A 15,326-nucleotide genomic window follows, 5' to 3' on the forward strand; every position below is an offset into this window, starting at 1 on the left:
GCGCGGTCTCATCGAGGAACCAACCATGTATCATCTCACCGCCCTGGTCACGCTGCTGGCGATCGCCTTTTATTTCTTCACTGCCATCAACGTATCGCGCTCGCGTACCAAGACCGGCGTCAAGGTGCCCGCGATGTCGGGCCATCCGGATTTCGAGCGCGCCTTCCGCATCCAGATGAACACATTGGAATGGATGCCGATCTTCCTCCCAGCGCTGTGGCTGTTCGCGATCTATATCAGCGACGCCATCGCAGCGGGGATCGGCGTGGTCTGGATCATCGGCCGCATCGTCTATTTCGTCGGCTATTCGAAGGCTGCGGCCAAGCGCGGTATGGGTTTCGCGATCCAGAGCATCGCCGCCGTGACGTTGTGGGCAGGAACGCTGGGAGCTGTGGTGTTGCGGATGGTGTGAGGATGGTTGCGAGCGGTCATTCCGGGGTGGCGCGCCAGCGCCGAACCCGGAATCTCGAGATTCTCAGGTGCGCAATTGCGCACCTGAGTTCGATGCTTGGCATCGCCCCGGAATGACGCTACGCGTCACTTCGTCAGCGGGCAGCCGCTTTCCTTGGCCGTGAAGAAGGCCTTGTCGCCGGGGACGGTGGCGAGCAGCTTGTAATAGTCCCACGGCTTCTTCGACTCCGACGGCTTCTTGACCTCGAACAGATACATGTCGTGGACCATGCGGCCGTTCTCGAGCACCTTGCCGCCTTGCGCGAAATCGTCGTTGACCGGCAGCTCCTTCAGCTTCTTGGCGACGGCATCCGAATCCTTGGTGCCGGCGGCCTTGACGGCCTTCAAGTAGCTCAGCGTCGCCGAATAGGTGCCCGCATGGATCATGCTCGGCATCCGGCCGGTGCGCTTGAGGAAGCGTTCGCCGAGATTGCGCGTCTTGTCGTTGAGATCCCAGTAATAGCCTTCGGTGAGCACCAGGCCTTGCGCTGCCTGGAGACCGAGCCCGTTGACTTCGGCGAGCGTCATCAAGAGCCCCGCGAGCTTCTGGCCGCCGGAGACGATGCCGAACTCGGACGCCTGCTTGATCGAGTTGGTGGTGTCGAGGCCGGCATTGGCGAGGCCCACGATCTTCGCCTTCGAGCTCTGCGCCTGGAGCAGGAAGGAGGAGAAGTCCGAGGAGTTGAGCGGCACGCGAACCGAGCCGACTACCTTGCCGCCATTGGCCGTGACGATCTCGCTGGTGTCCTTCTCCAGCGCATAGCCGAAGGCGTAATCCGCGGTGAGGAAGAACCAGGTGTCGCCGCCAGCCTTGGTCAGTGCGCCGCCGGTGCCGACGCCGAGCGCATGGGTGTCGTAGGCCCAGTGGAAGCCGTAGGGCTGGCAGGCGTCGCCGGTGAGGCGCGAGGTTGCGGCGCCGACGACGATGTCGATCTTCTTCTTTTCCTTGGAAAGCTCGTGGATCGCGAGCGCAACCGAGGAGGTCGTCAGCTCCGTGATCATGTCGACGTTCTCGACGTCGTACCAGCGCCGTGCGATCGAGCTGGCGAGATCCGGCTTGTTCTGGTGGTCGGCGGTGATGAGCTCGATCTTCTGGCCCAGTACCTCGCCGCCGAAATCCTCGATCGCCATCCTGGCCGCCTCGACCGACCATTTGCCGCCGTAGTCGGCATAGACGCCGGACTGATCGTTGAGGATGCCGATCTTGACGCCTTGCGCGGAGGCCGGCGCGGTGAGCAATACGGCAGAGGCGGCAGCGGCCAAAAGGACTGATTTCATATGTTAACTCCCAGCAGTCTTCTGTTGTGAAATCGCGCGGATACTAGTGAAGAACCCCGCGCGTGCCCATCCATTTCACGTTGGTCGTTAGTATGGGTGGGGTGCGCTAGACAACCGGTGTCGTTCCGGACAAGCGCGCGTAGATCCGGGACCCGTAACCACAGGAAGAGGTTTGACGAAGACTCGGAGTTGCCAGCGTCGCCCCGAACTCCTCCCTGTGGTTATAGGTCCCCGCGCCCCGTGCGCGATTGCGCACTAGGCGGGGACGACACCGAAGGTGCGGACACGCCGGCGGCCACAGTGATCAGGCCACCATCTCCGGCTTCTTGTCGCGCCGTCCCTCTGCGAGGTTCCGCACCACCACGTAGAAGATCGGCGTGAACAGAAGCCCGAACAGGGTGACGCCGATCATGCCGAAGAACACGGCAACGCCCACGGCCTGCCGCATCTCCGAGCCGGAGCCGCTGGAGATCACCAGCGGCAGCACGCCGAGGATGAAGGCGAACGACGTCATCAGGATCGGCCGCAGGCGCAGGCGGCAGGCCTCGATCACGGCCTCGAGCCGCGGCTTGCCCTCGTTCTCGATGTCGCGCGCGAACTCGACGATCAGGATCGCGTTCTTCGCCGCCAGCCCCACCAGCACGACAAAGCCGATCTGGGTGAGGATATTGACGTCCTGGCCCATGATGCGCACGCCGATGGTGGCAGCCAACAGGCACATCGGCACGATCAGGATCACCGCGAACGGAAGCGTCCAGCTGCCATATTGCGCTGCGAGCACGAGATAGACGAACAGCACGCAGATCGGGAACACGTAGAGGCCGGCATTGCCGCCGGTCACCTGTTGATAGGATAGGTCGGTCCATTCGAAGGTGAAGCCGCTCGGCAAGGTGTCGTTCGCGAGCTGCTTGATGGTGTTCAGCGCGGTGGTCGAGCTTGTCCCCGGCGCCGGCTCGCCCTGGAGCTCGGACGCGGCATAGAGATTATACCGTGCGACGCGGTCGGGGCCCGAGACGTCCTTGAACTCGACCACGCTGCCGAGCATCACCATGTCGCCGGAGGCGTTGCGCGTGCGCAGGCGCGCAAGGTCGCTCGGTTCCTTTCTGAACGGGAAATCGGCCTGCGCCGTGACGTGGTAGGTGCGGCCGAACAGGTTGAAGTCGTTGACATAGGTCGATCCGAAATAGGTTTGGATCGTGTCGTTGATGTTGGAGATGGGCACGCCCAGCTTCTGCGCCTTGGTGCGGTCGATGTCGACGAAGAGCTGCGGCGTGTTGGCCGTGAACGGCGAGAACACCGAGGTCAGCGTCGGCGCCTTGCGCGCAGCAGCAACAAGCTCGTCGGTCGCGGCCGCGAGCATTTCGGGCCCGCGACCCTGGCGGTCCTGGACGCGGATGGTGAAGCCGCCGCCGGTGCCGATGCCGGGCACGGCCGGCGGCGGAATCACGATGATGAACGCACCTTGAATCGCGGACAGCCGCTTGCGCAACTCGGCCGTGATCGCGTTGGCGGTCAATCCCTTCTTGATCCGCGCCTCGGGCTCGTCGAACACCGGGAATAGCGCCGCGGCATTACCCGCCTGCGTGCGCGTGGCGCCGGAGAAGCCGGCAAAGGCTGCGACGCGGACGATGCCCGGCGTATCCAATGAGATCCGCTCGATCTCGCGCACGACCTCGGTGGTGCGCGCCAGCGACGCCGCACCCGGCAACTGCACGGATATGATGACGTAGCCGCGATCCTGCGCCGGGATGAACCCCTGCGGCGTGGTCACGATCAGCCAGCCGGCGCTGCCGATCAGCACGACGTAGATCAGGAGCATCGCGACGGAGTGACGGATCACGAAATTGGCGAGACTGGCATAGCCATGCGCCAGATGGTCGAATATGCGGTTGAACACGCCGGTAAAGGCGTTCCAGCCGCGCGCGATGACATTCCAGGCGGCCGGCGGCCGCTTCTCTTCGTGCGGCGTGAGGATCTGCGAGGCCAGCGCGGGAGACAGCGTCAACGAGCAGAAGCACGAGATCGCGGTCGCAACGGCAATGGTGACGGCGAACTGCTGAAAGAACTGCCCGGAGATGCCGCCCAGGAATGCGGTCGGGACGAACACCGCACACAGCACCAGGGCGATCGAGACCAGCGCGCCGCCGACCTCTTCCATCGTCTTCAGCGCGGCATCGCGACGACTGAGGCCGTGCTCGAGATGGCGCTCGACGTTCTCGACCACGACGATGGCGTCATCGACCACAATGCCGACGGCGAGGACGAGTCCGAACAAGGTCAGATTGTTGATGGAGAATCCGAGCGCCGCCATCACCGCGAAGGTGCCGACCAGCGACACCGGGATCGCGATGATCGGAATGATCGCGGGCCGCCATCCCTGCAGGAACACCAGCACCACGACGACCACGAGCAGCATCGCTTCGTAGATGGTCTTGATCAGCTCATGAACCGACTGCGCGATGAACTCGGTTGGGTTGTAGCCGATGTTGTAGTCGAGGCCTTTCGGAAAGCTCTCCTTGAGCTTCGTCATGGTGTCGGAGATGTTCTTTGCCGTCGCGAGCGCGTTCGATCCGGGCCGCTGCGTCACCAGCATGGCAACGGCCGATTTGCGCAGCAGGAAACTGTTGGTGGAATAGGCCAGCGCCCCGAGCTCGATGCGGGCGACGTCGCGCAGGCGCACCGTGCGGCCGTCGGAGCCGGCCTTGATCAGGATGTCCTCGAACTGCTTCTGGTCCTTCAGCCGCCCTGTAAAGACGAGGTTCGGCTGGAAGGCGCGGTCGACGATCGGCGGCTCGGCGATCTGTCCGCCCGCGATCTGCACGTTCTGGGCGCGGATCGCCGCCAGCACCTCGGTCGAGGTCAGGCCGAGATTGGCGATTCGATCAGGGTCGAGCCACAGCCGCATCGAATAGTCGCGGGCACCGAAGATCTGGATGTCGCCGACGCCATCGATGCGCAAGAGCTGGTCGCGAACCTGGAGCAGCGCGTAGTTGGAGATGTAGAGCTGGTCGAACGTGTCGTCCGGCGACAGCATGAACACGACCATCAGGATGTCGGGCGAGTTCTTGCGCGTGGTGACGCCGTTGCGCTGGACCTCCTCGGGCAGTCGCGGCTGCGCGATGGCGACGCGGTTCTGCACCAGCACCTGGGCCTTGTCGAGATCGGTGCCGAGCTTGAAGGTGACGGTGATGGTGAGCTGGCCGTTCGAGGTGGCCTGGCTGTAGAGATACAGCATGTCCTCGACGCCGTTGATCTCCTGCTCGATCGGAGCTGCCACCGTGTCCGACACGGTCTGCGCGGAGGCGCCGGGATATTGCGTGGTGACGACGACGGTCGGCGGAACCACTTGCGGATATTCGGAGACGGGCAGCGTCGTGTAAGCGAGTGCGCCGACGATCAGAAGCACGATCGACAGCACCATCGCCAGAATGGGCTGGTTGATGGAGAGGCGGCCGAGGTTCATGACTTGCCACCGGCCGGCGCTTGAGCGGTCTGCGGGGCGACCTTGGCGCCGACACGGGCGCGCTGGATGCCGTTGACGATGACGCGGTCCTCTGCCTTCAACCCTTCGCGGATCACGCGCAGGCCCTCGTCGAGCGGCCCGAGCACTACCGGGCGCGCCTCGACGGTGTCGTCGGGCTTCACCACGAAAACGATCTTGCGGGACTGGTCGGTTGCAACAGCGGCGTCCGGAATCAACAGCGCCTCATAGGGTGCGCTGGCGATCAAGCGGACACGGCCGAACTGGCCGGGCAGGATTGACAAATCGGTGTTCTTGACCACCGCGCGGCTGCGCAGCGTTCCCGTGGAGACGTCGAGGCGATTGTCGAGGAAGTTGATGGTGCCTTCGTGAGACGGCTTGGTCTCGCCGGCGAGAGACACTTGCACCGGGTTTGCCGTGTCGCGCGAGCTCGGGCGACGGCCTTCGAACCACAGCTTGCTGTATTTGATGAACGTTGCCTCATCCATATCGAAATAGATGTAGATCGGGTCGAGCGCGACGATCGAGGTCAGCAGCGTCGAAGTGCCGGTATCGCTCCCCTGCACGAGATTGCCGGGGCTGACGAGGTGGCGGCTGACGCGGCCGGTCAGCGGCGCTGTGACGTGCGTGAACTCGATGTTGAGCTTGGCGGCTTTCAGCGCGCCTTCGGCCTGCATCTCGGCCGCATGCGCGGCCTGCAAGGCTTGGCGGCGCTGATCGACCACTTGCTCGGAGACGGCGCTGGTCTGCACTAGGCTCAGGCCGCGGTCGAGCTCGCGCTTGGCAAGTTCCACTTTGGCCCGTGCATCCGACAGCTGCCCCTCCGCCTGAGTGGCCACCGCCTCGAACGGGCGCGGGTCAATCACGTAGAGCAGATCGCCCTGGCGCACGACGGCGCCGTCCGTGAACTCGACCGAGTTGACGAAGCCGCCGACGCGCGGCCGCACCTGCACTTCCTCCACCGCCTCGAAGCGGCCGGTGAACTCGTCCCAATCGGTGACCGTGCGCTTGACCGGCGGGGCGACGGTCACTTGCGCCGGCGGCGGGGCAGCCGCCTGTGATGCCGGCTTGTCGCAGCCGGCCAGCGCGAATGCCACGGCGAGAAAGCCCGCGATCGCGTAGGGCCGAGGCTGAACGAAATCGTGCTTTTTTACAAATTGCTCGCTTCCGTCAGGTCCGCTCATCCCAGGTCCTCGCATCAAAGCCGCAGAAACAGCAGGGTACCGGCCTACCCGCGGGCGACACAAGATGTGTTGCGATGATGAACTCTTCAAGACCCGTGCCGCGCGCGAGGCTTGGAAGAGCGCCTTGGCGGATGGCGGGTTGACAAGGCCCTTTTCCCCGCCGATCCCCGTCAAGCAAGGGAGCAGAGAGGCCACCCCAGCGCCTTCGCGCATGACGGACGGCGACCACTCGGCTAGGCTGCCGGCACAAGAACAAGACGAATTGCCCGGGGAGGACAGGCGTGCACCAGGGACGTGTCGTTTTCGGCGCGATCGAGGAGGTCGTGTTCGGCTATCCTGCAGCCGGCGCCGTCGTCGCGCAGATGGACCGGCTGGGAACTCGCCGCGCGTTCCTGATGGTGTCGGGCACGCTCAACCGACAGACCGACGAGATCACGAAGATCAAGGAGGCGCTTGGCCCGCACTGCGCCGGGCTTTTCGACTCCATGCCGGCACATACGCCGCGTGAGGCGGTGATCGCGGCGACCCAAGCGGCCCGAGAGGCAGGCGCCGACCTCATCGTGACCGTGGGCGGCGGCTCGATCACCGACGGTGCCAAGGCGGTGCAGCTCTGCCTTGCCAACGGCATCGACGACGTCGAGGGCATCGAGCGCATCCGCGTCCATAAGGGCACCGCGCCCGAGATGACCGCGCCAAGCGTGCGGCAGATCAGCGTGCCGACCACGATCGCCGGGGGCGAGTTCAGCGCGATCGCGGGCGTCACCGACCGCAACACGCATGTGAAGCAGATGCTGCGGCATCCGCTCATTGTGCCGCGCGCGACCATCCTCGATCCCGCCATCGCCGTGCACACGCCGGAATGGCTATTCCTGTCCACCGGCATCCGCGCCGTCGATCATTGCGTCGAAGCGATCTGTTCGCGCGAGACGCATCCCTATGCCGACGCGCAAGCGGTGAAGGGCCTCGCCATGCTCGCCGATGCGTTGCCGCGGGTGAAGGCCGATCCTGCCGATCTCGATGCGCGGATGGACGCGCAGATCGGCACCTGGCTGTCGATGGGCGCACTTTCAGCCGGCGTGCCCATGGGCGCGAGCCACGGCATCGGCTACGTGCTGGGCGCGGCCTTCGACGTGCCGCACGGCTACACGTCCTGCATCATGCTTCCGGCCGTGATGCGCTGGAATGCGCGCGACAACGCCGAGCGGCAAATGATCGTTTCCGCCGCCATGGGCTATCCCGGCCACGACGCCGCCGATGTGCTCGATGCCTTCATCCGTTCGCTCGGCCTGCCGCGCAGCCTCACTGACGTGCGTGTGTCGCCGGACCATTTCGACGCCATCGCCGAACAGGCGATGCGTACGAACTGGATTCCGCGCAACCCACGCAAGATCGATGGCCCCGCAGACGTGCGCGAAATCCTGCTTCTTGCCGCCTGATCGAAAGCCGGAGGATCGATGTATACTGGTACGCATGCCCGCCTTCGCCCGCTCCAGCCCGCATTCATCATGGCGGCGACGGGCGAGGCGGTCACCTATCGCGAGCTCGAGGCACGCAGCAACCGGCTGGCGCATCTGTTCCGCAAGCACGGCTTGAGGCGGCTCGATCACTACTCGATCTTCATGGAGAACAATTCGCGCTATCTGGAGGCCTGCGGCGCGGGGGAACGCTCCGGGCTTTACTACACCTGCATCAACTCCTTCCTGACGCCGGGCGAGCTCGCCTATCTCCTCGTCAACAGCCAGTCGAAGATCCTGATCACCTCCGTGGCCAAGCTCGACATCGCGCGCGAGGCGATCCAGGCCTGTCCCGACGTCAAGCTCTGCATCGTCGCCGACGGCCCGGGTGAGAGCGAACGTATCGTGGGGCTTGCGGAGGTGACTGCCGAGCTGCCCAGGACGCCGATCGCCGACGAGTGGCTCGGTACCGCCATGCTCTATTCGTCCGGCACGACGGGGCGCCCGAAGGGCATCTTGCGGCCCCTGCCGGAGGAGCCGCCGAGGCACAATCTGCCGCTGTTCGATTTTCTGACGAAGCTTTGGCACTACCGGGAAGGCATGGTCTATCTGTCGCCCGCACCGCTCTATCACTCCGCTCCGCAGGCTGCCGTGAACCTGACGATCCGCATGGGCGGCACCGTGATCATCATGGAGAGTTTCGATCCAGAGCGTTACCTCCAGCTCGTGGAGCAATGGGGCATCACCCACACGCAACTGGTGCCGACGATGTTTTCGCGCATGCTGAAGTTGCCGGCGGAGGTGCGCAATCGCTACGACCTGTCGTCGCTGGAGATCGCGATCCATGCCGCCGCGCCCTGCCCGGCCCTGGTCAAGGACGACATGATCAAATGGTGGGGACCGATCATCCACGAATATTACGGCGCGACCGAAGGCCTCGGCTTCACCGCCTGCAACAGCGAGGAATGGCTCGCCCATCGCGGCACGGTCGGCAAGGTGCTGCTCGGCGATCTCCACATCCTGGATGAGAACATGCGGGAATGCCCGATCGGCACACCCGGCCAGGTCTGGTTCAAGACGGCAACGCCGTTCGAATATTTCAACGATCCGGAGAAGACCAGGGAAGCGCGCTCGCCCGACGGCAGCATGAGCACGGTCGGCGACGTCGGCTATGTCGACGCCGACCGATTTCTGTACCTGACTGACCGCGCGACCTTCATGATCATCTCCGGCGGGGTGAACATCTATCCGCAGGAATGCGAGAACCTCCTGATCACTCATCCGAAGGTTGCCGATGCCGCCGTTTTCGGTGTGCCCAATGCCGATCTCGGCGAAGAGGTGAAGGCCGTGGTGCAGCCGATGCCGGGCGTGGTGCCGGGGCCGGCTCTCGCCGAAGAGCTGATCGCGTTCTGCGCAAAATCGCTGTCGCGGCAGAAGGTGCCGCGCTCGGTCGATTTCGAGAAGGAGTTGCCGCGGCTGCCGACGGGGAAGCTGTACAAGCGGCTGCTGCGGGACCGGTACTGGGGGACCAAGGCGTCGCGGATCGTGTGAGGGCTGTGCTGGATATCGCGCACCGGCAAGCGCCACAAAATCCGCTGTCGTCCCGGGCAAGCGCAAGCGCTTGAGGCGCGCTTGTCCGAGACCACGGTGGCGCTTGTTGCGGCAGCCGAGACCGACACCCGCGCAGGAACCGTTCGCACCTGCACTCTCGCATTGTGAAAGTGTAAGCCCCGCAGCCTTCCGTCATCCGAATTGTCGAGGCGGCATGTGGCGTTAGCGGTTGCCTCCGTCGGCTTGCGTGCTATCGTCTGGCAAACGGGCCGCAAAAGGCCGAGGTCCAGGGAGGATGAGCATGCGGAGCGTGTGGGCGCTCGCCGCAATGGCGGCGCTATCTGTGCTGACGACCTCAACCGCCACGCTCGCCGGCGAGCCCAAGCAGGGCGGAACCCTGCGGATGTACCACCGTGACAGTCCGGCCAACGCGTCAATTCTCGAGGGCGCGACCTATTCGGTCAACGTGCCGTTCATGGGCGTGTTCAACAATCTCGTCATCTACGATCAGCACATCGCGCAGAACAGCCCGGATACCCTCAGGCCTGAGCTGGCCGAAAGCTGGTCCTGGAGCAGCGACAACAAGAAGCTGACGTTCAAGCTCCGCCAGGGCGTGAAATGGCACGACGGCAAGCCGTTCACATCGGCCGACGTCAAGTGCAGCTTCGACCTGCTGATGGGCAAATCGCAGCAGAAGCTGCGGCAGAATCCGCGCAAGGCCTGGTACAGCGAGGTCAACGAGGTCACGACGAATGGCGAGTTCGAGGTCACCTTCGATCTGAAGCGGCCGCAGCCCTCCCTGCTGGCGATGCTGGCCTCCGGCTACACGCCGGTCTATCCCTGTCACGTCTCACCGGCGGACATGCGCACCCATCCGATCGGGACCGGACCGTTCAAGTTCGTCGAGTTCAAGGCCAACGAATCGATCAAGCTCACGCGAAATCCGGACTACTGGAAGAAGGGCCTGCCCTATCTCGACGGCATCGAGTACACCATCATCACCAACCGCTCGACCGCGATCCTGGCGTTCGTTGCCGGCAAGTTCGACATGACCTTTCCGACGCATATCACGATCCCGCTCCTGAAGGACATCAAGTCGCAGGCGCCGAACGCGGTCTGCGCCGTCGAGCCGACCAACGTCTCGACCAACATCATCGTCAATTCGACCTCGCCGCCGTTCGACAATATCGACATCCGCCGGGCGATGGCGCTTGCACTCGACCGCAAGGCGTTCGTCGACATCCTGTTCGAAGGCCAGGCCGACATCGGCGGCACCATGCTGCCGCCACCTCAAGGCATCTGGGGCATGCCCAAGGACAAGCTGGAGACCATTCCAGGGTATGGCCGGGACATCAACGCCAACCGGGAGCAGGCGAAGAAGCTGATGCAGAAGGCGGGCTATGGCCCGGACAAGCATCTCGCGGTGAAGGTCTCGACACGGAATATCGCGGAGTACCGCGACCCCGCCGTGATCCTCATCGACCAGCTCAAGACCATCTATATCGACGGCGAGCTCGACGTCGTGGAAACCGCCAACTGGTTCCCGAAGGTCGCGCGCAAGGACTACATGCTCGGCCTCAATCTGACCGGCAATTCCGTCGACGATCCGGACCAGTCGTTCTACGAGAACTATTCCTGCGGTTCGGAACGGAACTATACCAACTACTGCAACAAGGAGATCGAGAAGCTGTTCGACGTGCAGTCGCAGGAGACCGACGCCAGCAAGCGCAAGCCATTGGTGTGGGATATCGACAAGAAGCTGCAGGAAGATGTCGCCCGCCCGATCATCTTCCATGCACGGGCCGGCACCTGCTGGCAGCCCTATGTCAAGGGCGTCACGATCATGTCGAACAGTTCCTACAACGGCTTCCGCTATGAGGATGTGTGGCTCGACAAGTAGCAGGCCAGGCTGACGACTAGCGGCTCGCGGAGGGCGATGCATGTTTGCCTATCTGGTGCGGCGCCTGTTCCTGATGCTCGTGACCCTGTTCGGGATCTCGATCGTCATCTTCTTCCTGCTGCGCATCGTCCCCGGCAACATCGTCGATATCCTGTTCGCCGCCGCCGGCTACGTCGATCCGGCCGACAAGGCTGATCTCGAGAAGCAGCTCGGCATCGACCAGCCATTGATTGCGCAATATCTGCAGTGGATCGGTGGCTTGCTGCGCGGCGATCTCGGCTACTCCTATGTCTCGGAGAAGCCTGCGCTGCAGGAGATCCTGCCGCGGATACCGATCACGGCGCGGCTCGCCGGCCTCGCGCTTTTGTTCTCGGCATCGATCGGCATTCCGCTCGGCGTCATCAGCGCGGTGAAGCAGGGCACAAAGCTCGACTACGCGCTCCGCGTCGTCAGCCTCAGCGGATTGTCGCTGCCCTCGTTCTGGCTCGGACTTCTGATCCTCACTGCATCGGTGGCGATGTTCGGCCAGATGCCGATCTTCAATCCGAATCCGAAGACCTGGCTCGAGGCATTCGCAACCTACGCCGTGCCGGCCGCCGCCGTCGGTTTCCGCAGCGCCGCACTGACCATGCGCATCACCCGCTCCTCGATGCTGGAGGTGCTGCGGCAGGACTATATCCGCACCGCCCGCGCCAAGGGCGCCTCCGACGCCGCGGTGAACTATCATCACGCGCTGAAGAACGCGATCCTGCCCGTGATCACCGTGATCGGCATCGAGGCGGCGTTCCTGATCGGCGGCCTGATCGTCACCGAGACCGTGTTCAACATTCCCGGCGTCGCGCGTTTCCTGGTCGAGGCGATCCGCTGGCGCGACTATCCGATCGTGCAGAACCTCGTGATGTTCATCGCGGTCGTGGTGGTGTTCGCGAATTTCACCGTCGACATGCTCTACGCGGTATTCGACCCGCGCATCAGGTACACGGACTAGTCGCATGAGGTGGAAACAACCAGACGCGACAGCGGTGCTCCACCTCTCCCCGATGGGGAGAGGTGCATCTCCCTGCGGAGGCCCACATGGCCGCGATCGACTTCGACGTTGAACTGAGGCGGGCCGGCGCATATGCGACCGGTGGCTGGCGGCGCGTCCTGTACATGGCGCAACGGCATGTGCTGGGCGCGGCCGGGCTCGTCATCATGACGGTGTTCGTGCTGACGGCAGCCTTCGCCGACTTCATTGCGCGCTATGATCCGCTGACGGTCGATTCCGCCCGCGCGCTCGCCCGCCCGAGCCTGGCACACTGGATGGGCACCGATTCTTTCGGCCGGGACGTGTTCAGCCGCATAATCCACGGGGCGCGGATCTCGCTTGCGGTCGGCCTTGGCTCGACCGCGCTCGGCGGCACCATCGGCGTGATCGTCGGTCTCACCTCCGGCTATCTCTCCGGCTGGGTCGATCTCGTATTCCAGCGCGTCTCCGACGTTCTCCAGGCGCTGCCGCTGCTGGTGCTGGCCCTGGTGATGACGGCGGCGCTCGGCCCCTCGCTGCCCAATGTGATCATCGCCATCGCCATTCCGCTGATCCCGACGGTCGCGCGCGTGCTCCGTGCCAATACGCTGGCGCTTCGCGAGCAGCCATTCGTGGAAGCCGCCAAATCGATCGGCATGAGCGAGATGCGGATCGCGCTGCGCCACGTGCTGCCGAACACGCTGGCGCCGCTGATCGTGCTGGCGACCGCGCAGCTCGGCTCGACCATCCTCACCGAAGCCTCGCTGTCCTTCCTCGGCCTCGGCATTCCCGAGCCTTATCCGTCATGGGGGCGCATGCTGTCGGAATCGGCCGCCGAATATGTCCGTACCGCGCCGTGGCTCGTGATCTTCCCGGGCATCGCGATCAGCCTCGCCGTGTTCGGCGCCAACCTGTTCGGCGACGCCCTGCGCGACATCCTGGATCCGAGGCAGCGCGGCTGATGGCGGACAAATCCGATCTCGTGCTCGACGTGAGGAACCTGAAGACGGTGTTCTTCACCAATTCCGGCCTGTTCAAGGCCGTCGACGACCTCTCGTTCAGCGTGAAGCGCGGCGAGACGCTGGCGATCGTCGGCGAATCCGGCTGCGGCAAGAGCGTCACCGCACTCTCCTTGATGCGGCTCGTGCCCGATCCGCCTGGCCGCATCGTCGGCGGCTCCGTCACGCTCGAAGGCACCGAGCTGCTGTCGCTGGATGAAGCGCGGATGCGCGCGGTCAGGGGCAACCGCATCTCCATGATCTTCCAGGAGCCGATGACCTCGCTCAATCCGGTGATGCGGATCGGCGACCAGATCGTCGAGGCGGTGCAGCTGCACCGGGACATCACGTCGAAGGAGGCGCAGAATATCGCGGTCGAGATGCTGAGGCTGGTGCGCATTCCAGAGCCGGCGCGGCGCGCGCGGGAATATCCGCATCAGCTGTCCGGCGGCATGCGCCAGCGTGCGATGATCGCGATGGCACTGGCGTGCCGGCCGGCACTGCTGATCGCGGACGAGCCGACCACCGCGCTCGACGTCACCATCCAGGCGCAGATCCTGGCGCTGATCCTCGATCTCCAGAAAGAGCTCGGCACCGGCCTCGTGCTGATCACGCACGATCTCGGCGTCGTCGCACAGACCGCGCAGCGCGTGATCGTGATGTATGCGGGGCGAAAGGTCGAGGAAGCCAGCGTCGAGGCGCTGTTCGCGTCACCAAAGCATCCCTATACGCGCGGGCTGATGGCCTCGATCCCGGCCGTCCCGGCATCCGGTGTTCCTGCGCAGGCGCGGCTGAACGAAATCCCCGGCACGGTGCCCTCGCTGGTGCGGCTGCCCAAGGGCTGCGCCTTCGCGCCGCGCTGCAAGCTCGCCATCAAACGCTGCGAGGCCGAATATCCGCCGCTGGCTGACTGGGGCGGCGGCCATCTCGCAGCCTGCTGGCGCGCGGAAGAAGTCGCGGAGGTGGCATGACCGAGGCGCTGCTCGAAGTCACCGACCTCAAAAAGCACTACCCGGTGCGCGCCGGCGTGTTGCGCCGGCAAGTCGGCACCGTGCATGCGGTCGACGGCGTCTCGTTCGCGCTAGGGACCGGCGAGACGCTCGGCCTCGTCGGCGAATCCGGCTGCGGCAAGTCCACGGTGGCGCGGAGCGTGCTGCGGCTGGTCGAGCCGACCTCAGGGCAGATCCGCCTCGACGGCGAGGACATCACGCATCTGTCGAAGACGGCGCTGCGCCCGCACCGCCGTTCGATGCAGATCGTGTTCCAGGACCCGTTTGCCTCACTTAACCCGCGCATGACTGCGGGCGACATCGTTGGCGAGCCCATCGCCGTGCATGGTCTTGCAAGCGGCAAGGCGCTGGAGGCGCGCGTCGCACAGCTATTCGAGCAGGTGGGCCTGCGGCCCGACCAAATGCGCAACTTCCCGCATCAATTCTCCGGTGGCCAGCGCCAGCGCATCTGCATTGCACGGGCCCTGGCGCTGGGACCGCGCCTGATCGTCTGCGACGAGCCGGTGTCCGCGCTCGACGTCTCGATCCAGGCGCAGGTGATCAATCTCCTGATCGACCTGCAACGTCAGCACGACTTCTCCTACCTCTTCATCGCCCACGATCTCGCCGTGGTCGCCCATATCAGCCACCGCGTCGCGGTGATGTATCTCGGGCGGATCGTCGAGATCGCCGGCAAGGACGAGCTGTTCCGCAATCCCCGTCATCCCTATACGCAGGCCCTGCTCGCGTCGGTGCCAGTCGCCAACCCGCTGGCCAAAAAGCTCGCGCCACTCGTCGACGGCGACGTGCCGAGCCCGGTCAACCCGCCTTCGGGCTGTGCGTTTCACACGCGCTGCCGGTTTGCGATGGAACGCTGCAGGACGGAGCGGCCGGCGCTGGTGGACGCTGGCGACGTGCACCAGGTGGCGTGCTTGCTCAATGAAGGGACGGGGCGACCGGCATAGGGCTCGTGTCCCCGCGAAGGCGAAGACCCAGGATGGCATCGGAGCCATGTGTCCCGGCTCGCGCCTCCAG

Annotated in this window: 11 protein-coding genes; 8 read left to right on the top strand and 3 right to left on the bottom strand. The window is 64.6% G+C overall.

Features of this window, described 5'->3' with window-relative positions; all coding sequences use genetic code 11:
• Positions 1-25: 25 nt before the first annotated feature.
• The gene (locus ABIG06_RS10555; protein WP_370136237.1) at positions 26-412 is read left to right on the top strand and encodes an MAPEG family protein; all 387 of its coding nucleotides are present in this window, start codon (positions 26-28) and stop codon (positions 410-412) included.
• 125 nt (positions 413-537) lie between these two features.
• Here ABIG06_RS10555 and ABIG06_RS10560 read toward each other — a convergent pair whose 3' ends face one another.
• The 3 genes from ABIG06_RS10560 to ABIG06_RS10570 all read right to left on the bottom strand — a co-directional run bounded on the left by ABIG06_RS10560 (position 538) and on the right by ABIG06_RS10570 (position 6,393).
• A complete protein-coding gene (locus ABIG06_RS10560; RefSeq protein ID WP_370136239.1) occupies positions 538-1,728 on the bottom strand; it encodes an ABC transporter substrate-binding protein in 1,191 nt (396 codons plus the stop codon).
• Between the two features lie 304 nt (positions 1,729-2,032).
• Positions 2,033-5,191, bottom strand: a complete 3,159-nt coding sequence (locus ABIG06_RS10565; protein WP_370136242.1) for an efflux RND transporter permease subunit — start codon at positions 5,189-5,191, stop codon at positions 2,033-2,035.
• Positions 5,188-6,393: an efflux RND transporter periplasmic adaptor subunit gene (locus ABIG06_RS10570; protein WP_370136244.1), complete on the bottom strand. Its 1,206-nt coding sequence runs from the start codon at positions 6,391-6,393 to the stop codon at positions 5,188-5,190. Before ABIG06_RS10570 ends, ABIG06_RS10565 begins: the two co-directional genes overlap by 4 nt.
• 281 nt (positions 6,394-6,674) lie before the next feature.
• Between ABIG06_RS10570 and ABIG06_RS10575 the strand changes: the two genes are divergently transcribed.
• The 7 genes from ABIG06_RS10575 to ABIG06_RS10605 all read left to right on the top strand — a co-directional run bounded on the left by ABIG06_RS10575 (position 6,675) and on the right by ABIG06_RS10605 (position 15,256).
• Complete coding sequence (locus ABIG06_RS10575) at positions 6,675-7,829, top strand: iron-containing alcohol dehydrogenase (protein ID WP_370136247.1); 1,155 nt, start codon at positions 6,675-6,677, stop codon at positions 7,827-7,829.
• Positions 7,830-7,847: 18 nt separating this feature from the next.
• Positions 7,848-9,398, top strand: a complete 1,551-nt coding sequence (locus ABIG06_RS10580) for an AMP-binding protein (RefSeq protein WP_370136250.1) — start codon at positions 7,848-7,850, stop codon at positions 9,396-9,398.
• Positions 9,399-9,699: 301 nt separating this feature from the next.
• Positions 9,700-11,298 carry an ABC transporter substrate-binding protein gene (locus tag ABIG06_RS10585; protein WP_370136251.1) on the top strand — a complete coding sequence of 533 codons (1,599 nt, stop codon included), beginning with the start codon at positions 9,700-9,702 and terminating at the stop codon, positions 11,296-11,298.
• A 40-nt stretch (positions 11,299-11,338) separates the two neighbouring features.
• Entirely contained in the window at positions 11,339-12,286 is a 948-nt protein-coding gene (locus ABIG06_RS10590; protein ID WP_370136253.1) for an ABC transporter permease, read from the top strand.
• Between the two features lie 86 nt (positions 12,287-12,372).
• The gene (locus ABIG06_RS10595) at positions 12,373-13,266 is read left to right on the top strand and encodes an ABC transporter permease (RefSeq protein WP_370136255.1); all 894 of its coding nucleotides are present in this window, start codon (positions 12,373-12,375) and stop codon (positions 13,264-13,266) included.
• Entirely contained in the window at positions 13,266-14,273 is a 1,008-nt protein-coding gene (locus ABIG06_RS10600) for an ABC transporter ATP-binding protein (RefSeq protein ID WP_124160287.1), read from the top strand. Before ABIG06_RS10595 ends, ABIG06_RS10600 begins: the two co-directional genes overlap by 1 nt.
• Positions 14,270-15,256, top strand: coding sequence for an ABC transporter ATP-binding protein (locus ABIG06_RS10605; protein ID WP_370136258.1), 987 nt, complete (start codon positions 14,270-14,272; stop codon positions 15,254-15,256). The genes ABIG06_RS10600 and ABIG06_RS10605 overlap by 4 nt, the downstream gene beginning before the upstream one ends.
• Positions 15,257-15,326 lie beyond the last annotated feature (70 nt).

The sequence above is a fragment of the Bradyrhizobium sp. USDA 326 genome, assembly GCF_049739485.1.
Lineage (GTDB): Bacteria > Pseudomonadota > Alphaproteobacteria > Rhizobiales > Xanthobacteraceae > Bradyrhizobium.